Below are 18547 nucleotides of genomic sequence, written 5' to 3'. Positions count from 1 at the left end.
GAGCATGGCTCGACTCTACAAAGATGCGTGCCGACCAACGGTCGGCACCCACCGGAAAGAACAGTGCCGGCCAGCGGCCGGCACTACCCAGCGGTCTTCTAGCCGCGCTTGCGGAACATCGAAATCACTGCCAGTACCAGGAACACAACGAACAGGATCCAGGCGATGTTGCTGGCGGCACCGGCGATGCCGGAGAAGCCGAGCACGGCAGCGATGATGGCGATGACGAAGAAAATAACGGCGTAATGCAGCATGGTGCTCCTCGCAGATGTCCGGGCCGTTGGATGGCGTGGGTCCATCCTCCCGATCTGGCGGTGTGCAACCAGTGATGGCGACCTATGCGGCAGATGAAGCCTTCAGCCTGCGCAGCCCTTCTTCAATGCTGACCTGCGGCACGTAGCCGAAGTCACGGCGCGCCGGCTCCATGCTGTACCAGTGCGGCGTGCACAGCTGCTCGGCCAGGAAGCGGGTCAGCGGCGGCTCGCCACGCAGGCGCAGCAGCGGCCACAGCCGCTCGCAGACCGCACCGATGCGATAAGCGGTCTTGAAGCTGATCGCCTTGTCCACCGTTGGTGCCCCCACCGCGGACAGCAGCTTGTTGACCAGCTCGCGCATGGGCAGCGGTTCGCCGTTGGAAATGAAGTAGGCCTTGCCCGCACACGCGGCACCCGGTGCCAACGCTTCGAAGGCGAGGAAATGCGCGAGCGCGGCGTTGTCGATGTAAGTGGTATCCACCTTGTTGTTGCCATCGCCCACCAGACGCAGGCGGCCCTGCCGCGCACGTTCTGCCAGGCGTGGCACCAGTTGCTGATCGCCCGGGCCCCAGATCAGGCGCGGGCGCAGCGCCACCGTCGCCAACGAGGCGTCATTGGCCGCCAGCACGCGCTGTTCGGCAATCGCCTTGGTCGCCGCATACGGTGCCTGGAAATCCTCGCCGTACGGCACCTCATCAGCCCCCAGGCCTTCCACCGGGTGGGTCGCGCGGTGGGTCACGCTGGGCGTGGAGGTGTAGACCAGCCGGCTGATGCCGTGCGCGCGGCAGGCGGCGATCACGTTGTCGGTGCCGACCACGTTGGCCTGGTGGTAGCTGTCATAGCTGCCCCAGGCGCCGGCCTTGGCGCCGTTATGGAACACCGCATCGACGCCGGCCACTGCATGCAGCACGGCCTGCGCATCGGCCAGATCGCCACGGATCTGGCCCACGCCCATGGCCTGCAGTTCCGGGTAGTGGCTGCGGTTGAACGCCAGCACCTGGTGGCCACGTTCGACCAGCCCACGGCACAGCGCCTGGCCAAGGAAACCACCACCACCGGTGACCAGGATCTTCATGCGCGCTTCTCCAGTTCGGCGCTGGCCCAGACGGCGAGCTTCTCGCGGCCGATCTTGGCGTTGTGACGGATATCGACGGGGAACGCGGGGTGCATCAGTACGTGCTGCAGGTTCGCCTCGGGCAATCGCAGGGTGGCCTGGGCGCGCAGCGCCTCGCGCAACGCCGGGCTGTCGCTCTGGCCACGCTGCAGTTCCACGCACAGCACCGGCACCTGCGCACCCGCCGGGCCAACGCCAACCAGTGCCGTGCGCGCCACACCCGGCACGGTGTTGAACACCGGCTCCACCTGTTCGGTGTACAGCGGCCCCTGTGCGGTTTCCACGCGATGGGTCTTGCGGCCGCAGAACCACAGGCGGCCCTGCGCATCGAAGTAGCCCACGTCACCCATGCGATGCACCACGCGCGTGCTGCCATCGGCCAGCGTCTCGCGGATCTTCGCCGCCGCGGTGGCCTGCGGGCGGTTGAAGTAACTGTCGGTAGCGGTCGGTCCGGCCACGGTGATCTCGCCCACCTCGCCGGTGGCCAGCACGCGCGCCTGCGACCAGTCGGCCAACGGTGCGTCATCGATGGCGATGATGCGCACCTCATTCGGTTCAACCACGCTGCCCACGCAGGTACCGGCACCGGCCTCGGTGGCGGCACGGGTGCGCTCCAGCTCGCGGCCTTCCACCACCGCCACCGGCAGGCACTCGGTGGCGCCGTACGGGGTCCAGAACTGCGCATCGGCCGGCAACAGGCTGCGGATGGTGGCGACCACATCCGGCGGCACCGGCGCACCGGCCGAGGTCACCCGGGTCACCGTCGGCAACGGCCGGCCGTGACGGGCCAGCACCCGCATCAGCGCAGGCGAGCCAAACAGTTGGGTCACGCCGAAACGCTGGATGGCATCGTGCAGGCGTGCCGGGTCGGCCTGTGCCGGCCGGGTCGGGTCCATGTCCGGGATCACCGAGGTCAGGCCCAGCGCCGGGTCGAACAAGGCAAACGGCGGGAAGGTCGGCAGGTCCACCCCGCCCGCTTCCATGCCAAAGGCACTGCCCAGCAGCTGGATCTGGCCGACGAAATGACGGTGGCGGTAGACCACGCCCTTGGGCACGCCGGTGGAGCCGCTGGTGAACAGGATCGCGGCCATGTCCTCGCCATCGGTGGCGGCCAGCATCGCCCCCCCGTTGGCACCGGCGCGCTCCAGCGCGGCCAGCGTGGTCCCGCCCCAGCCGAGGCGGCGGCCGACGGTGACCAGGCGGGTCGCCGAGGGCGCCCAGCGCAGCGCCAACCGCGCCACGTGTGCCAGCGGAATGCCAATGAAAGCCTCCGGCTGCGCCTCATCCAGGCACTGCTTCAGCGCGCGTTTGTCGATGCCCGGGTCGACCAGCACCGGCACCGCACCCAGTTTGAACAGGGCAAACATCAACAGGAAGAACTCCGGCGACGGCCGCACCATCACCACCGTGCGCACCCCGCGACCGATCCCGTAGCCTGCCAGGCCAGCCGCCATGGCGTCGCTGCGGGCGTCCAGCTGGCGGTAATCCAGGGTCACGTCGTAGGCGGCCATGCCGTTGCCGGCGCCACGGCGGCCCGGGCAGCGGATGGCGATCTGGTCGGGCCGTTCACGCGCCAGTTCAGGCAAACGGGCGGCAATGTTGCAGGGTCGGTTCATCCGTTCATTGTCGCCGCTTACGGAATTTCTTGCGCGGCGGCCAACTTCGTGGAAAATCCGCACCCTCGTTCCTGATTCCGACTGCCGCCCGAGGCGGCTTGCCCATGCAACATCCCTGCATGACCTGCGGCGCCTGCTGCACCCAATACCGCGTGGCCTTCCACTGGATGGAATCAGACGAGGTCACCCCCGGCGGCGTACCGCACCAGCTGACCGAGGTGCTGGACCCGCATCGCCTGTGCATGCGCGGCACCCACTCCAAGCCGGTGCGCTGCGTGGCGCTGGATGCGCAGATCGGCGTGTATTCACGCTGCACGATCCACCCCAACCGGCCCAGCGTGTGCCGTGAGGTGGATGCATCGTGGGAGTACGGCAAGGCCAGCCCGCAGTGCGACAAGGCGCGCATCGCCTACGGCCTGGATCCGTTGACCCTGGCCGACTGGCGCTGGCGCGACGAAGCGGGCAACGACGACGACCACCCGGACGACAACGGCAACAGCCCGTCACCGCAGGCGCCGATCGCGGCGTAGTGGTAGTGCCGGCCGCTGGCCGGCAAGCGCGCTATGCGCGCCGGGTTCATGAGGTTGCCGGCCAGCGGCCGGCACTACCGGGATCCGCCCCGGGAACCGATCAGATCGGGTTCTTGTCCAGGAACGCGCGGATTTCCGGCACCAGCACTTCGTGCTTGTCTTCCAGCACGTAGTGGCCGGCGTCCTCGAAGGCATGCACCTGGGCCTGCGGCAGCGCGGCCTGGAAGCCCTTCAGGAAATGGTGGTCGAACACGAAGTCGCGCAGGCCCCAGCCGAGGAAGGCCGGGCGGTCGGCGAACGACGGCAGCGCTTTGCCGGCACGCTCCAGCAGCGACCAGGCCTTGTCGGCCGGCGACAGCGGGATGTCCTGCATGAAACGGATGGTGCTGATGCGGTTGGCGTAGTTGTTGTACGGCAACACGTAGGCGCGGCGCACATCGGCCGGCATCTTCCGCTCCACACCCAGCCACGAGGCACCGGACGAGAACGCGTTGAAGGTGCGGATGATCCACTCGCCGATCTTCCAGTGCCGGCCCAGCGCGATCTGCCACGGCATCTTCTTCGCTGCCGGCATCGGGAACGCGGCGGTGTTGAGCACCACCAGGCGCTTCACCTGGTCGTGGTGCGACAGCGCCCAGCCGAAGCCGATCATGCCGCCCCAGTCGTGCACGGCCAGGGTCACCGGACCGGTGATGCCCAGGTGCTTCAGCAGCGCATCAAGGTCGTCCACGCGCGACTGCAGCGTGTACTCGTAGCGGCTGTCATCGGGCTTGTCCGACAGGCCCATGCCGATGTGATCCGGCACGATGCAGCGGTACGTGTCCGACAGGCCGTCCACCAGCGTGCGCCAGTAATAGCTCCACGACGGGTTGCCGTGCACCATCACCACCACTTCGCCATCGCGCGGGCCTTCGTCGAGATAGTTCATCGACAGGCCGGGGCGGACCTCGAAGCGCTGCGGGTGGGCGGGGTAACCGGGAAGCTGGGACATCGAATCGCACCTGTAGAAAGGGCCGGTAGAACCGGCCCCTGGACACTTGGAAAAATCATCGCTGCCCATCGTGCAGCAGGTCAGCGGTGACTTTTTTTACCAGACCACTTCAGCCATCGAGCAGTTCAGGCCCGAGCCGATGCCGAGCAGCGCGATGCGATCGCCCTTCTTCAGCTTGCCCAGCTGCTTGAGCTTGCTCAGCACGATCGGCACCGAGGCCGGACCGATGTTGCCGTGCTCGCCGAAGATGGTCATGACCTTCTTCGGGTCGATGCCGAAGTTCTTGATGAACGCAGCGGTGTGCGGCTGGCTGACCTGGTGGATGACGAACTGGTCCAGCTCTTCCACGGCCCAGCCCAAGGCGATCTTGGCGGCGGTGAAGGTCTTCTGCGCCAGCTTGATGCCTTCGATCAGCAGCAGTCGGGTATCGGTGACCATGCGGTCCAGGTTGCCCAGGCACAGCTGGTTCCACTCGGTGGCCGAGCGGGTCACGCCACCCTTGTAGCGCGGCGCATCCGGCACAAGTTCCGAGCGCGCCATCACCATCGCGGCGGCGCCCGAACCCGTGGTCAGGGCGGCCAGCTCGTTGCGGAAGTCGTCGGCGGTGACGTCCGGGGCGGTCATCCGCTCCAGGGTCTTCTCGTACACCAGGTTGGCGGTCTCGCCATCCACCACCAGCGCGTAGTCGATGTCGCCGCGCTCGATCATGCGCGCCGCGATATCCATGCCGTTGATGAAGGCCAGGCAGGCATTGGCGACGTCGAAGGTCATGCACTCGTCGCTGACGCCGAGGTTGCCCGACACGATGGAGGCCGTGGACGGCTCCAGGTAGTCGCGGCTGACCGAGGTGTTGACCAGCAGGCCGACCTGCGTTGCATCGATGCCCGCGTCTTCCAGCGCCTTGCGGCCGGCCATGGTGGCGGCATCGGACGCAAGCACGCCGTTGTCCCACAGGCGGCGGGCATGGATGCCGGCGATATCGCCGAGCACGTCGGTGCGGATACCGAGGCGATCCAACGTCGGCTGCAGCCGCTCGTTGATTTCCTTGGTCGTCAGCGTGTGCGGCGCATCAACGTGTGCCAGGCCGGCGATCGAGACATTCTTGAAGAGCATCGAGGTTAGCGCCAAGGCTCAGGCAAAAGGGGGCGCTATTCTATAACCCCCGGGGCCTTCACCGCATCTTTACGAATTCAGGCTTGGCCGTATGGTGAAGCGTTCAGCGCGGCGGGCATTGGAAAGCGGCGAAGCGCTGGCTGCCATCGGCCGGAGCGGCGGCGGCCTGCACGGCATTGGCGCCTGCGCTCGGGGCCTCGTTGCGGGCCAGGGTTTCCAGCTCTTCCTGCACACGCAGCGGGTTGCGGTTGTAGAAGCCGACCTTGCTCTTCACGGTGACCACCACCTCGCCCTTGGCGATGCAGCCAGCGGGAACCGGGCCTGCCGGCAGCACGCGGGTCGCCTTGCCGGCCGGTTCGATCGGCACCCAGGTACAGGCGGTGACGGTGAGCAGCAGGGAGGAAAGCAGCAGAACGCGCATGGGCAGATCCTGGAAGGGTATGGGGGGATTCTGCCTGAACAGCCTGAATCGAGGGTAGCCGGTGGGTGAGGTCAGATCCCCCGCAGGGGAGCCTGACCCCGCCTTCGGGTCACGGAGTTGCCGGCCAGCGGCCGGCACTACCACGGCAAGGTTGCCGGCCAGCGGCCGGCACTACCGGAGGAGCCGGCCCGCCCCATGGCGGGCCGGGTATTGCCTTACTTCTTGACCGGATTGCCTTCGGCATCGATCACGGTCACCTCGCCCAGGTTCAGCGCGCGCACGGCCGCTTCGGTCTGCTTGAGGTCACCCACCACCACCCAGGTCAGCGCCTGCGGCTTGATCTCGGCGGCGGCCTGCTGCACCTGTGCCGGGGTCATCGCCTCGATCTCGGCCTTGCGGCGCAGCACGTAGTCGTCCGGACGCTTGAACTGCACGATCGAACCGATGGTCGAGGCGACCGCGCTGGCGGTCTCGTAGGCACCGGGCAGGCTCAGGGTCTGGATGTTGCGGATGCGGTTGACCTCGGCGGCGGTGGCCGGCTTGCTGCCATCGGCGAACGCGGCGATTTCCTTGCGCATTTCCGCCATCGCCGGGCCGGTCTTGTCGATCTGCACCGGCGCGCTGGCCATCCACGGGCGCTGGCCCACCGAGTTGATCGCGCTGCTGCGCGCACCGTACGACCAGTGCTTGTCCTCACGCAGGTTCATGTTCAGGCGCGAGGTGAAGTCGCCGCCGATCACGCCGTTGGCGATATCGAAGCGGGTCGAACTGGCGGCGCTGGACGGCGCCACCACCTGGCCGGCGAACAGGTTGGCCTGCACCGCACCCGGCTGGTCGATCAGGAACACGCGCGGGCCCTTCGGCAATGCCACGTCGGTGGCGGCCTTCACCTGCGGGGCGTCGCCGGCAGCCTTCCAGTCGCCCAGCTGCTTGTCCAGCAGCGGCACGATCTCGGCCAGGGTGGTGTCACCGACCACGATCAGGGTTCCGTTCTGCGGGCGCAGCCAGTCGCGGTGGAAGTCGACCAGGTCTTCGCGGGTCAGGCCGTTGATCGCTGCTTCGTCACCGCTGCCGGTGAACGGAATGGCATACGGGTGGCCCTTGCCGTACAGCAGCGGCGGCAGCACGCGCATCGCCACCGCACCCGGGTTGACCTTCTCCTGCTGGATGCCGGCAATCCAGCTCGCCTTGACCCGGTCGATCTCACCCTGCTCGAAGCGCGGTTCGCGCAGCAGGTCCCGATACAGCGCCAGCGACGGTGCCAGGTTTTCCTTCAGCGCCGACAGGTCCACGCTCATGGAGTCCAGGCCGGCCGAGGCATCCAGGCTGGCGCCCAGTGCGTCAGCAGCATCGGCGAAGGCCAGCGAGCCGAGCTTGCCGGCGCCTTCGGTCATCAGGCTCATGGTGAAGTTGGCGGTGCCCGGCTTGCGGCCCTGGTCGGCGCTGAAGCCACCCGGGAACTGGTAGCTGAACTGCACCACCGGAATCTCGTGGCGCTCGGCCAGGATCACCTGGGTGCCGTTCTTCAGCGTGGCGCGCTGCAGCGCCGGGAACTTCAGCTGCGGGAACTCGCGGGTCTGCGGTACGCCGGCCTTGCGGTCGACCTGCTCGGGCAGCGTGCTGTACTTGGGATCCACCGCAGGAACGTTGAACGGCTTCGGCGCCTGGCTCGGGTCTTCCTTCAGCGCCACACGCTCACCCGGTGCGATCACCAGGGTGTGGCTGCCCTTGTCCAGCCACTGCGCACCCAGCCGGCTCAGATCAGCGGCACTGGCCTTCTCGATGTTGGCCAGCGAGGTGCGGAAGCAGCCCGGGTCGCCGGTGAACACCGCGCACTCGGCCAGTGCGTCGGCCTTGCCACCAAAGCCGCCGATGCGCTCGATGCCGCGGATGAAGCCGGCGCGGGCACCGGTCTTGGCGCGCTCCAGCTCGGCCGCGGTCGGGCCCTGCTTGATCAGGCGGTCCAGTTCCTCGTCGATGATCTTCTCGACCTTGGCCGGGTCCTGGCCCTGCTTGACCGTCGCCATGATCACGAAGTTCGAACCCAGCTGCGAGGTCGAAAGGCCCGAGGCGATGCTGTCCACCAGTTTGTCCTGGTGCTGCAGGCGCTGGCTCAGGCGCGAGGACTTGGCGCCGCCCAGGACCTGCGCGAACAGCTGCAGCTGATCGACATCGGTGGTGCCGACCTGCGGCACGTTCCAGGCGCGGTAGATGCGCGCCTGCGGCACCTTGTCGGTCATCGTCTCGCGCGTGTCGGCGCTGCGCTTGGCCACGTTCACTGCCGGCTGCGCCATGGTCGGGCCGGCCGGGATGCTGCCGAAGTACTTGCCGACCTTTTCCTTGGCAGTGGCCAGGTCGATGTCGCCGGCCAGCACCAGCACCGCATTGTTCGGGCCGTACCAGGTGCGGAACCAGGTCTTCACGTCATCCAGCGACGCCGCGTTCAGATCGTTCATCGAACCGATCACGCCGTGGTGATACGGGTGGCCTACCGGGTACAGCGCCTTGTTGAGCTGGTCCCAGGCCTGACCGTACGGCTGGTTCTCGCCCTGGCGCTTCTCGTTCTGCACCACGCCACGCTGCTCGTCCAGCGCCGCCTGGTCGATCGCACCGACCAGATGGCCCATGCGGTCCGACTCCATCCACAGCGCCATGTCCAGCGCGGTGGTGGGCACGTTCTCGAAGTAGTTGGTGCGGTCGGTATTGGTGGTGCCGTTCTGGTTGGTGGCACCGACCTGCTTGAACGGTTCGAAGAATTCGCCGTCGTGGTTTTCGCTGCCCTGGAACATCAGGTGTTCGAACAGGTGCGCGAAGCCGGTACGGCCTGCCGGTTCGTCCTTGCTGCCCACGTGGTACCAGACGTTGACGGCGACGATCGGCGCCTTGCGATCGGTATGCACGATCACGCGCAGGCCGTTGGGCAGGGTGAACTGCTCATACGGGATATCGACCTTGGCCGGTGCGGTCGGCTTGGCCGCCAGCGCATGGGAAGGCACAAGCGTGCCCAGGGCGGTGCTGAGGGCGACGGCCAGCAGTGCAGCGCGCGGGCGAAGGGCGAGAGACATATCCGGATCCTTGGTCACATAGGTGAACCCCGATCCTAGCCTGCGCACGCAGCGGCAGGAATCGGCCAGCAGTCACTGGGGGTGTTTGCCCCTGTGCCCCATCCGCAGCGCCGATCTGCGCTGCCTGACCGGTCACAAGCGCCCGCCAGGACCGTCCGGACAGTGTCCGCAGCACATCGAATGGACAGGTGTCCGCCTACCGGACACTTCTCGACCGAACAAAAACTCTTGCAAATCAACAACTAAAAGTTGGCACGGGGATTGCTTGGTACTTCCTGCGCCAGGAAGGGCTTCAGATGAAAGCTGACTGAAGACTGAACAAATGCAGGAAACCGAAAATTTTCCTTGCAAGCCCAGAATAGGTGTACTACATTACTACCACACCACTGATCACCAACACTAAACAGGCCCCGTCATGAACGCCAAGACCATTGCCATCGCCATCGCACTGATCGCCGGCACCGCGGTTGTTTCGTCGGTGCAGGCCTCCGAATCCATCCAGACCCTGGCCACCGTGCAGGTCCGCCCGGCCGCCGACCAGCTGGCCCAGCAGGCCTGGGAACAGGCCAGCGGCATCCCGACCCTGGCCACCGTGGAAGTGCGCCCGAGCGCCGACCAGCTGGCCGAGCGCAATGGCTACGTTGCCGCCCCGGTTGCTGCCGCGATGCCGATCACCACCCTGGCCTCGGTGGAAGTGCGCCCGAGCCTGGAACAGCGCGTCGCCCTGGCCGCCGAAATGGAAGCCCAGCGCTACGCCGCCACCCTGGCTGCTGCCGCCACCAACGTCGCCAACTCGGTCATCGTCAACCTGCCGGCCCTGCAGGTGCGCCCGAGCGCCGCCGACCTGCAGGCCCTGGCCACCGAAACCGCCCAGGTCCTGCTGCGCCCGTAAGCGGTGCCGCCCTGCCCAGCGCAGGGCGTGCGCCGTAAAGGCGGCGGTCGTCGCAGGTACACTGCGCCGATGAATGCCGCGCCCCAGTTCCATGTGATCCTGTTCCAACCGGAAATCCCGCCCAACACGGGCAATGTGATCCGGCTCTGCGCCAACACCGGCGCGCAGCTGCACCTGGTCGAGCCGCTCGGCTTCGCACTGGAAGACAAGCAGCTCAAGCGCGCCGGCCTGGACTACCACGAGTACTCGCGCCTGCAGGTCCACCCCGACCTGGACACCGCGCTGGCGCGGATCGCACCGAAGCGCTTGTTCGCACTGAGTACCCGGGCCAGCGTGCGCTACGACAGCGTGGCGTTTGAAGATGGTGATGCCTTCCTGTTCGGCCCGGAAAGCCGCGGCCTGCCGCAGGACGTGCTCGATGCCTTGCCCGATGGCCGCCGCCTGCGCCTGCCGATGCGGCCGGACAACCGCAGCCTCAATCTTTCCAACACCGTTGCGGTGGTGATGTACGAAGCATGGCGGCAGCACGGGTTTGCTGGCGGCGCGTAAACCGCCTCAGGTGGGTGTGGACCGCCTCAGGTGGGTGTGGACCGCTCCTGGTGGGTGCGGACCCTGGTCCGCACTGATGCCCGGTCGCGCGCTGAAGGAATGTGCCAACCAAGGTTGGCACCTACCAAAGGCAGGTCCAGGCCGCCGCCAAGAACCTCTGATGGCTGTGGATCGCTTCTGGTGGGTGCGGACCTTGGTCCGCACCGATGCCCGGTCGTGCGCTGAAGGAATGTGCCAACCAGGGTTGGCACCTACCAAAGGCAGGTCCAGGCAGGCGCCGAGAACCTCTGATGGCTCTGGATCGCTTCTGGAGGGTGCGGACCCTGGTCCGCACCGATGCCCGGTCGCGCACTGAAGGAATGTGCCAACCAAGGTTGGCACCTACCAAAGGCAGGTCCAGGCCGCCGCCGAGAACCTCTGATGGCTGTGGATCGCTTCTGGTGGGTGCGGACCTTGGTCCGCACCGATGCCTGGTCGCGCGCTGAAGGAATGTGCCAACCAAGGTTGGCACCTACCAAAGGCAGGTCCAGGCCGCCGCCGAGAACCTCTGATGGCTGTGGATCGCTTCTGGTGGGTGCGGACCTTGGTCCGCACCGATGCCCGGTCGCGCGCTGAAGGAATGTGCCAACCAGGGTTGGCACCTACCAAAGCACATCCCAGGTTGTAGTGGCAGGTGCCATGTGCAGTAGATCCACGCCATGCGTGGATGGTGTTCCCCGCACCGCTCAGAACGCGCTGATGCCGGTCAGTTCGCGGCCGATCACCAGCTGGTGCACGGTCTCGGTGCCTTCATAGGTGATCACCGATTCCAGGTTCAGTGCATGCCGGATCGCCACATGCTCGGTGGTGATACCGGCGCCGCCCAGCAGATCGCGACACTCGCGGGCGATGTCGATGGCCATGCGGCAGTTGTTCCACTTGGCCAGGCTGACCTGCTGCGGCTGCAGCTGCCCGGCTTCCTTCAGGCGGCCCAGCTGCAGGGCCAGCAGCTGCGCGGTGGTGATGCGGCGGGCCATCTCGGCCAGCTTCATCTGCGCGCTCTGCGTGGCCGCCAGCGGGCGACCGAACAGCACGCGTTCCTTGGCATAGCCCAGCGCTTCATCCAGGCAGGCAATGGCAGCGCCGATCGGGCCCCAGCTGATGCCGTAGCGGGCCTGGGTCAGGCAACCCAGCGGTCCCTTGAGGCCCTTCACGTTCGGCAGGCGGTGGCTGTCGGGCACGCGCACGTCGTCGAAGAACAGCGCGCCGGTCAGCGATGCGCGCAGGCTCATCTTGTGCTTGATCTCCTGCGTGGTGAAGCCGGCCATGCCCTTTTCCAGCACGAAGCCCTGGATGCCGTCTTCGGTCTGCGCCCAGACGATGGCCAGATCGGCCACCGGGCCGCTGGTGATCCACATCTTGCTGCCGCTGATGCGCCAGTCGCTGCCGTCGCGCACCGCGCGGGTCTTCATGCTGGCCGGATCGGAACCGCCGTGTGCCTCGGTCAGGCCGAAGCAGCCGATCAGCTCACCGCGCGCCATCGCCGGCAACCACTGCTGGCGTTGCTCCTCGCTGCCGTAGGCATAGATCGGGTACATGCACAGCGAGCTCTGCACCGAGACGAAGCTGCGCAGGCCCGAATCGCCGCGCTCCAGCTCCTGGCAGATCAGGCCATAGCTGACCGCACCGAGGTCGCCGCCGCCGTATTCGGCCGGCAGGGTGGCACCGAGCAGGCCCAGCGCGGCGATCTCCGGCACCAGCTCTGAAGGGAAGCGGGCCTGGTCGAAGGCATCGCCGATGATCGGCAGCACGCGCTCGTTGGTGAAGCGGGCGACGCTCTCCTGCACCGCGCGCTCTTCCTCGTTGAGCAGGGAACGGACATCGAACAGATCGTACGGATGCAAAGCCATGGCACTCACGCGCAGTCAGGACCCAGCCATTGTCGGTCATCCGCAAGCATCGCGTCTGGCAGGTGTGGACCTTGGTCCACACGGAAGCGGGTCCGGGCGGTGAAACAATGTGCCAACCAAGGTTGGCACCTACCCGGCCACGTGCATTACGCTGCACCGCAGCAATCATGACGTGAACATCGTCGATCTAGCTCGATCACGCGCGGCCCGGTACCCTGACACATTCAAACAACCGTTTCGCTCGTGGCTGCACGCGCGATTCCCAGGCACCGCCGGTGGCCCCGATGCCGGCCCTACCCACGAGTCATGCAATCGATGAGCGCTGAAGCCAACGCCCTGCCCCCGCGTGAAGTAATGGAGTTCGACGTGGTGATCGTCGGCGCCGGCCCCGCCGGCCTGGCCACCGCGATCCGCCTGCGCCAGCGCGCGATCGAAGCCGGCCGCGACCTGTCGGTGTGCGTGCTGGAGAAGGGCTCCGAACCGGGCGCGCACGTCCTGTCCGGCGCCGTGATGGATCCGCGCGCACTGACCGAACTGTTCCCGGACTGGGCCGAGCGCGGCGCACCGCTGAAGCAGAAGGTCACCCGCGACGAATTCCTGTTCCTCAGCGAAACCGGCGCACGCAGCACGCCCAATGCGCTGCTGCCGGAGTGCTTCCACAACGAAGGCAACTACATCATCAGCCTGGGTGAAGTGACCCGCTGGCTGGCGCAGCAGGCCGAAGCGCTGGAAGTGGCGATCTTCCCCGGCTTCGCCGCAGCCGAGGTGCTGTACGGCGACAATGGTGAAGTGATCGGCGTGGCCACCGGCGACATGGGCATCGAGAAGGACGGCAGCATCGGCCCGGCCTTCGAACGGGGCATGGCGCTGCAGGCCAAGTACACGATCTTCGCCGAAGGCGCACGCGGCCACCTCGGCCGCCAGCTGATCGCGCGCTACAAGCTGGACGAAGGCAAGGACCCGCAGGCCTACGGCATCGGCATCAAGGAACTGTGGCAGATCGACCCGGCCAAGCATGAGCCGGGCCTGGTGGTGCACGCCGCCGGCTGGCCGCTGGACAGCGACACCTACGGTGGTGCGTTTCTGTACCACGCCGACGGCGGCAAGGTCGCCATCGGTTATGTGGTTGGCCTGGACTACAGGAACCCGTGGCTGAGCCCGTTCGAAGAGTTCCAGCGCTTCAAGACCCACCCGTCCATCCGCAAGCACCTGGAAGGCGGCACCCGCATCGGTTACGGCGCGCGTGCGATCACCGCCGGCGGCCTGCTGTCGCTGCCGAAGACGGTGTTCCCGGGTGGCGCGCTGGTCGGCTGCGAGGCCGGCTACCTCAACGCCAGCCGCATCAAGGGCAGCCATGCCGCGATCAAGACCGGCATGCTGTGCGCCGATGCCGCGTTCGACGCGCTGGCCGCCGACCGCCAGCACGATGAACTGAGCGCCTACCCGAAGGCGTTCGAAGCCAGCTGGCTGTTCACCGAACTGCAGCAGGCCAAGAACTTCAAGCAGTGGTTCAAGAAGGGCCAGACCGTGGCCACGCTGATGACCGGCGTGGAGCAGTGGCTGCTGCCGAAGCTGGGCGTGCGCAATCCGCCGTGGACCCTGCACCGCACGCAGCCGGATCACGTCTGCCTGGAGCCGGCGGCCAAGCACACCCGCATCGCCTACCCGAAGCCGGATGGCGTGCTGACCTTCGACCGTCTCAGCTCGGTGTTCCTCAGCAGCACCAACCACGACGAGAACCAGCCCAGCCACCTGACGCTGAAGGACCCCAGCATTCCGGTGAAGGTGAACCTGGCCGAGTACGCCGGCCCGGAAGCCCGCTACTGCCCGGCGGGTGTGTACGAGTTCGTCGGTGAAGCCGATAACGCGCGCCTGCAGATCAACGCGCAGAACTGCGTGCACTGCAAGACCTGCGACATCAAGGACCCGACCCAGAACATCGTCTGGGTGACCCCGCAGGGCGGTGGCGGCCCGAACTATTCGGGCATGTGATTGCTCCGGGCTGCGACCGCGTGTCGCAGCCCACCTGCCCCGCTGCGTCGCTATCCTGCCCGCCCATGCGTGCTTTCCGCCTGCTCATCACCATTGCTTTGACCCTGGCGGCCACGGCCTGCCAGCGCCCGCCTGCGGCACCGGCCACGCCGGAACAGGCGCAGCAGCAGGCCATGCAGCGCGCGTTCGAGCTGTGTGCCGGCTGCCACACCGTGCAACCTGGTGGCATCCACCGCTTCGGACCCAATCTGCACGGCGTGATCGGCCGCCGCGCTGGCAGCCTGCCGGACTATGGCTATTCCGACGGCATGCGCCGCGCCGATATCACCTGGACCGCGCAGACCCTGGATGCGTTCCTGCAGTCGCCCACCCACGTGGTGCCCGGCACGCGCATGTACAACGCCTTCCCCAGCGCCGAACGCCGCGCACTGGTGATCGCCTACCTGCAGCAGCAGTCGGCTCAGTGAGCCAGGCGCTGCAGCTGTCGCTGCAGCCGTGCCACAAATTCCGCCACTGCCGCGAACAACGGCGCCACATCGGTTTCCGCCGCATCCTGCAGACGCTCCACCAGCGCATTGGCCTGCCCGGCCAGCACTGTCGCTCCCACCGCGCCCAACCCACCGGCCTGGCGATGCAGGTGCAGTGCGGCCGCCTCGCGATCTCCAGCCTGCAGCGCGTGCTTCACGGCGGCAAGATCGCCTTCGCTGGCCTGCAACAGGCTGTCGCGCAGCTGCTCGGCCACCGCACGCGAGCCGAAGCGCCGCTGCAGGCTGTCCAGATCGGGCAGCGTCCCACCATCGTCGGCAGCGGACCCGGCCTGCGGCTCCTCGAACGACTGTCCCTGCGCCTGCGGCAACCAGCGCAGCAGTGCGGTGCGCAGCGTGGCCAGTGACAGCGGCTTGGCCAGCACTTCGTCCATGCCGGCCTCGCGGCAGCGCCGTGCATCGTCATCCAGCACGCTGGCGGTCAGCGCCAGCACGGTCAGCCGCGGCTGGCCGTTGCGGCCCTCGCGTTCGCGCAGCAGGCGGGTGAAACCGAAGCCATCGAGCACCGGCATCCGGCAGTCGGTGATCACCAGATCGAAACTCTCCGACGACAGCCGATCCAAGCCCTGCTGGCCGTCACCGACCATCACATGCGGCACCCCCAGCTGCTGCAGTCGCCAGGCCATCATCGCCTGGTTGGTCGGGTGGTCTTCGATCACCAGCACCCGCGCCTGGCGCAACGCCTGCGGCAGCAGCGAGGCCTGTTCCTGCTCGGCGACCAGCGCTTCCACATCACCGCTGCCGGCTTCCACCAGCGACAGCCGCACCTCGGCGAGGGTCCCTTCGCCCAGCGTGCTGTGCAGCTCCAGCTCGCCGTCCATCATCTGCACCAGGCGCTGGCAGATGCTCAGGCCCAGGCCGGTACCCCCATGGTCGCGCTGGATGTAGGCACCAGCCTGGGTAAACGGCGCAAACAGGTGCTGCAGCTGTTCCGGCGCGATGCCGATACCGGTGTCGGTGACGCTCAGGCACAGCGGCTGGCTGCCGTCTTCGGCGGTCGGCCCCAGCACGTCCAGCTGCAGCCGCACTTCGCCGCGCACGGTGAACTTGATGGCGTTGCTGAGCAGGTTGAACACGATCTGGCGCAGGCGCACGCCATCCACTTCGTGCGCGGCCGCCAGCTGCGGGTCGATCTGCACGTGCAGGTCCAGCCCACGTGCACTGGCCTGCGCCGACAACAACCGGCACACGCTTTCCAGCAATGGCCGCAGCGGCTGCGGCACCGGTTCCAGGCGCAGCGCGCCGGCCTCCAGCCGCGAGTAGTCAAGAATATCGTCGAGGATCTGCCGCAGCATCTGCGCCGAATCCTCGATCACCCCGAGGATGCGCTGCTGCTCGGCATCCAGCGGCGAATGCGCCAGCACTTCCAGCATGCCCAGCACGCCACTCATCGGCGTTCGGATTTCATGGCTCATGGTCGCCAGGAAACGCGACTTCGCCTCCGCCGCCTGTTCGGCGTCAGCCTTGGCCGCAGTCAGGGCCTCGGCCTGTGCACGCGCCTCGCTGACATCCACCCAGTATCCACTCCAGGTGACCACGCCCGCTTCCGCCGCATAGGGATGGGCCTGGCTGCGCACCCAGCGCGCGCCGGTGCCTTCAGGTCGCAGCCGGAACTCGAGAACAAGCGGTGCGAACTGGCGCGCCGCCTGCTCGACCGCATGCAGGATGTGCTCGCGGTCGTCTTCCTCGATGCGCTCCAGCAGGCACATTGCATCCTGTTCGGCCTGCTGCCGGCTGATCCCGAACAACGCCTGCAGGTCACCGGCAATGAACGGGAAGCTGAGGGTTCCGTCTGCCGCGCGGCGAGCCTGATAGACCACGGCGGGCAGGTTGTCGGTGACTTCGGCCAGGCGCTGTTCCAGGTGACGCCGTCCGGCCACCTCGCGGCGCAGCCGCCAATGCCCGATGGCGTGCACCAGCAGCGCGGTGAGCAGCACCAGCAGCAGCGGCACGCCCCAGCGCATCGCGCTGTTCCAGTCCAGGCCGTTGCGGTACTCGACGGCCAGCCAGTCCCCGCGCAGGGCCTCGCGCTTGCGCGGCGTCATCTGCAGCAGCAGGCGGTCGAAGGTGGTGGCCAGGGCGGCATGGCGGCGCTCAACCGCCAGCACCAGCTGATCGTTGAAACCTGCCGGTGCCGCCACCTGCAGGCGCCCCGGGAAGCGGTTGCGCAGCAGATGGTCAACCAGTGCCAGGTTGCCTACGTAGGCATCGGCGTCGCCATTGATCAGGCGCTGCAGGGCCTGTTCCGCGCTGCGTGCCGCGATGATCCGCGCCTGCGGCGCCTGCTGCAGCACATAGCCACGCACACGTTCCGGATCGGACAGCAGCACCCGCTTGCCCTGCAGGTCGGACAGGCCCAGCAACGCCGGGCTGTCACGCCGGCTGACGATCACGTTCGGCACGCTGATGAAGGGCTGGCTGAACACCCAGTCCGGGCCCAGGTAGCGAGAATCGGCAGGAATGCCCATCACTGCCTGCAGCTCGCCGCGGCGCGCCTTCTCGCGTACCTCGTACCAGTCGTGGCTGTTTTCCACCTGCAGGTTGGCGCCAGCCTGCAGCAGGCGCCGCAGGTATTCGCTGGCCAGGCCACTGGGGTTGCCATCCTGGTCCGCGAACGACAGCGGCGCCGCGTTCGGCGCGAAGCCGATCTTCAACGGCTGCTCCAATACCCGTTTCTCGGCCTGGCTCAACGCCAGCTGTGCCGATGCCGACCACTGCGGAGGTGGCAGCCAGCGCTGCACCAGCGCATCGCGCTGGGCCTGGCTGGTCGCAGCCAGTGCCAGGTCCAATGCTTCGGCCAACGGCTGCTTGCTGTTGGGAACACCGAAGTGCAGCCGTTCGGGCGGCAGATCGCTGGGACGCAGCAGCACGACCCCCTGCAGGTCCTCGCGTGCGATCAGTTCGGTGGCCACGTAGGCATTGCCGATGTAAACGTCTGCCTTGTCGTCTCTGACCATCTCCAGCGCCGCCAACGAGCTGTTTGCGACAAGCTGTCGTGCCCGGGGAAAGCGCGCCCGCACCTGCGGGCCGGTCAGGAAGTCCTGCTCGATCACCACCCGCAGTCCATCCAGGTCGGGGATGTCGGAGGCACGCAGGTCATCCGGGCGTCCCACCAGGGCCAGCGCTGCCTCGCCATAGGCGGCGGTATAGACCATGCAGCGGGTGCGGTCGGCACTGAGACCGACATTCATCACTACATCGATCTCGCCACGACATGCCGCATCCAGCACGGATGTCCAGTCGGGATAGCGCCGTGCCTCCACCTTCACGCCCAGCTGACGGGCGAGAAGCGACAGATAATCCGGGCCCAGGCCGACCTGCTGGCCATCACGGAGGGACTCGAACGGCGGCCAGCCACTGTCATACTGGCCCACGACGATGCTCGGATGCGCGGCAAGGTACTCGCGCTGCAGCGGGCTGAGCGGCAACAGCCCAGGCACCGCCTGTGCCAGCGCCGCAGGCAGCACCAGCACGGCCAGCAGCAGGACCAGCCCGCGAACAGCCCAGCTACGCATCGGCGTTGATCTCCTAGAATCTGCCAGGAACCGCGATGGTCGCGGTCCGGCGTGCCCGGTG

At 67.3% G+C, this 18547-nt stretch carries 14 protein-coding genes; 5 read left to right on the top strand and 9 right to left on the bottom strand.

All coding sequences use genetic code 11. The features are described from left to right. Positions 1–98: 98 nt before the first annotated feature. The 3 genes from ACSYAO_RS00970 to oleC form a co-directional block, all read right to left on the bottom strand. Complete coding sequence (locus ACSYAO_RS00970; RefSeq protein ID WP_004153593.1) at positions 99–254, bottom strand: DUF1328 domain-containing protein; 156 nt, start codon at positions 252–254, stop codon at positions 99–101. Positions 255–336: 82 nt separating this feature from the next. Then, on the bottom strand, positions 337–1329 hold the full coding sequence (oleD, locus tag ACSYAO_RS00965) for a 2-alkyl-3-oxoalkanoate reductase (protein WP_032130147.1): 993 nt from the start codon (positions 1327–1329) through the stop codon (positions 337–339). Continuing rightward, positions 1326–2984, bottom strand: coding sequence for an olefin beta-lactone synthetase (oleC, locus tag ACSYAO_RS00960; RefSeq protein WP_049421105.1), 1659 nt, complete (start codon positions 2982–2984; stop codon positions 1326–1328). The genes oleD and oleC overlap by 4 nt, the downstream gene beginning before the upstream one ends. Positions 2985–3088: 104 nt before the next feature. Here oleC and ACSYAO_RS00955 point away from each other — a divergent pair, with 104 nt between their 5' ends. Continuing rightward, entirely contained in the window at positions 3089–3514 is a 426-nt protein-coding gene (locus ACSYAO_RS00955; RefSeq protein WP_004135417.1) for a YkgJ family cysteine cluster protein, read from the top strand. A gap of 100 nt (positions 3515–3614) precedes the next feature. Here the strand turns inward: ACSYAO_RS00955 and ACSYAO_RS00950 are convergent, their stop codons facing one another. The 4 genes from ACSYAO_RS00950 to ACSYAO_RS00935 form a co-directional block, all read right to left on the bottom strand. Next, positions 3615–4505 carry an alpha/beta fold hydrolase gene (locus ACSYAO_RS00950; RefSeq protein WP_049462578.1) on the bottom strand — a complete coding sequence of 297 codons (891 nt, stop codon included), beginning with the start codon at positions 4503–4505 and terminating at the stop codon, positions 3615–3617. A 96-nt stretch (positions 4506–4601) separates the two neighbouring features. Continuing rightward, positions 4602–5618 carry a 3-oxoacyl-ACP synthase III gene (locus ACSYAO_RS00945; RefSeq protein ID WP_014035559.1) on the bottom strand — a complete coding sequence of 339 codons (1017 nt, stop codon included), beginning with the start codon at positions 5616–5618 and terminating at the stop codon, positions 4602–4604. A 103-nt stretch (positions 5619–5721) separates the two neighbouring features. Next, positions 5722–6039, bottom strand: coding sequence for a DUF4156 domain-containing protein (locus ACSYAO_RS00940; protein ID WP_005407628.1), 318 nt, complete (start codon positions 6037–6039; stop codon positions 5722–5724). Positions 6040–6254: 215 nt separating this feature from the next. Beyond that, a complete protein-coding gene (locus ACSYAO_RS00935) occupies positions 6255–9104 on the bottom strand; it encodes a M16 family metallopeptidase (protein ID WP_049462579.1) in 2850 nt (949 codons plus the stop codon). Between the two features lie 415 nt (positions 9105–9519). On the opposite strand from ACSYAO_RS00935, the gene ACSYAO_RS00930 reads away from it, so the two are divergent. Continuing rightward, on the top strand, positions 9520–9996 hold the full coding sequence (locus tag ACSYAO_RS00930; RefSeq protein ID WP_032130143.1) for a hypothetical protein: 477 nt from the start codon (positions 9520–9522) through the stop codon (positions 9994–9996). Between the two features lie 69 nt (positions 9997–10065). After that, the gene (locus tag ACSYAO_RS00925; protein ID WP_005407625.1) at positions 10066–10545 is read left to right on the top strand and encodes a tRNA (cytidine(34)-2'-O)-methyltransferase; all 480 of its coding nucleotides are present in this window, start codon (positions 10066–10068) and stop codon (positions 10543–10545) included. Between the two features lie 725 nt (positions 10546–11270). On the opposite strand, the gene ACSYAO_RS00920 is transcribed toward ACSYAO_RS00925, so the two are convergent. Then, the gene (locus ACSYAO_RS00920; protein ID WP_049461848.1) at positions 11271–12434 is read right to left on the bottom strand and encodes an acyl-CoA dehydrogenase family protein; all 1164 of its coding nucleotides are present in this window, start codon (positions 12432–12434) and stop codon (positions 11271–11273) included. A gap of 315 nt (positions 12435–12749) precedes the next feature. Here ACSYAO_RS00920 and ACSYAO_RS00915 point away from each other — a divergent pair, with 315 nt between their 5' ends. Beyond that, entirely contained in the window at positions 12750–14426 is a 1677-nt protein-coding gene (locus ACSYAO_RS00915) for an electron transfer flavoprotein-ubiquinone oxidoreductase (protein WP_049461849.1), read from the top strand. Between the two features lie 65 nt (positions 14427–14491). Next, entirely contained in the window at positions 14492–14893 is a 402-nt protein-coding gene (locus tag ACSYAO_RS00910; RefSeq protein ID WP_032130140.1) for a c-type cytochrome, read from the top strand. On the opposite strand, the gene ACSYAO_RS00905 is transcribed toward ACSYAO_RS00910, so the two are convergent. Continuing rightward, positions 14887–18486, bottom strand: a complete 3600-nt coding sequence (locus ACSYAO_RS00905; protein WP_049461850.1) for an ATP-binding protein — start codon at positions 18484–18486, stop codon at positions 14887–14889. The genes ACSYAO_RS00910 and ACSYAO_RS00905 overlap by 7 nt on opposite strands. Positions 18487–18547 lie beyond the last annotated feature (61 nt).

The sequence above is a fragment of the Stenotrophomonas sp. STK16_22 genome (assembly GCF_051984505.1).
GTDB classification, from domain to species: domain Bacteria; phylum Pseudomonadota; class Gammaproteobacteria; order Xanthomonadales; family Xanthomonadaceae; genus Stenotrophomonas; species Stenotrophomonas maltophilia_A.
This window is presented reverse-complemented; position numbering and strand designations above follow the sequence as displayed.

Coding starts and splice junctions, on each gene's coding strand:
- ACSYAO_RS00970 (WP_004153593.1), bottom strand. CDS start 254: ATGCTGCATTACGCCGTTATTTTCTTCGTCATCGCCATCATCGCTGCC.
- oleD (WP_032130147.1), bottom strand. CDS start 1,329: ATGAAGATCCTGGTCACCGGTGGTGGTGGTTTCCTTGGCCAGGCGCTG.
- oleC (WP_049421105.1), bottom strand. CDS start 2,984: ATGAACCGACCCTGCAACATTGCCGCCCGTTTGCCTGAACTGGCGCGT.
- ACSYAO_RS00955 (WP_004135417.1), top strand. CDS start 3,089: ATGCAACATCCCTGCATGACCTGCGGCGCCTGCTGCACCCAATACCGC.
- ACSYAO_RS00950 (WP_049462578.1), bottom strand. CDS start 4,505: ATGTCCCAGCTTCCCGGTTACCCCGCCCACCCGCAGCGCTTCGAGGTC.
- ACSYAO_RS00945 (WP_014035559.1), bottom strand. CDS start 5,618: ATGCTCTTCAAGAATGTCTCGATCGCCGGCCTGGCACACGTTGATGCG.
- ACSYAO_RS00940 (WP_005407628.1), bottom strand. CDS start 6,039: ATGCGCGTTCTGCTGCTTTCCTCCCTGCTGCTCACCGTCACCGCCTGT.
- ACSYAO_RS00935 (WP_049462579.1), bottom strand. CDS start 9,104: ATGTCTCTCGCCCTTCGCCCGCGCGCTGCACTGCTGGCCGTCGCCCTC.
- ACSYAO_RS00930 (WP_032130143.1), top strand. CDS start 9,520: ATGAACGCCAAGACCATTGCCATCGCCATCGCACTGATCGCCGGCACC.
- ACSYAO_RS00925 (WP_005407625.1), top strand. CDS start 10,066: ATGAATGCCGCGCCCCAGTTCCATGTGATCCTGTTCCAACCGGAAATC.
- ACSYAO_RS00920 (WP_049461848.1), bottom strand. CDS start 12,434: ATGGCTTTGCATCCGTACGATCTGTTCGATGTCCGTTCCCTGCTCAAC.
- ACSYAO_RS00915 (WP_049461849.1), top strand. CDS start 12,750: ATGAGCGCTGAAGCCAACGCCCTGCCCCCGCGTGAAGTAATGGAGTTC.
- ACSYAO_RS00910 (WP_032130140.1), top strand. CDS start 14,492: ATGCGTGCTTTCCGCCTGCTCATCACCATTGCTTTGACCCTGGCGGCC.
- ACSYAO_RS00905 (WP_049461850.1), bottom strand. CDS start 18,486: ATGCGTAGCTGGGCTGTTCGCGGGCTGGTCCTGCTGCTGGCCGTGCTG.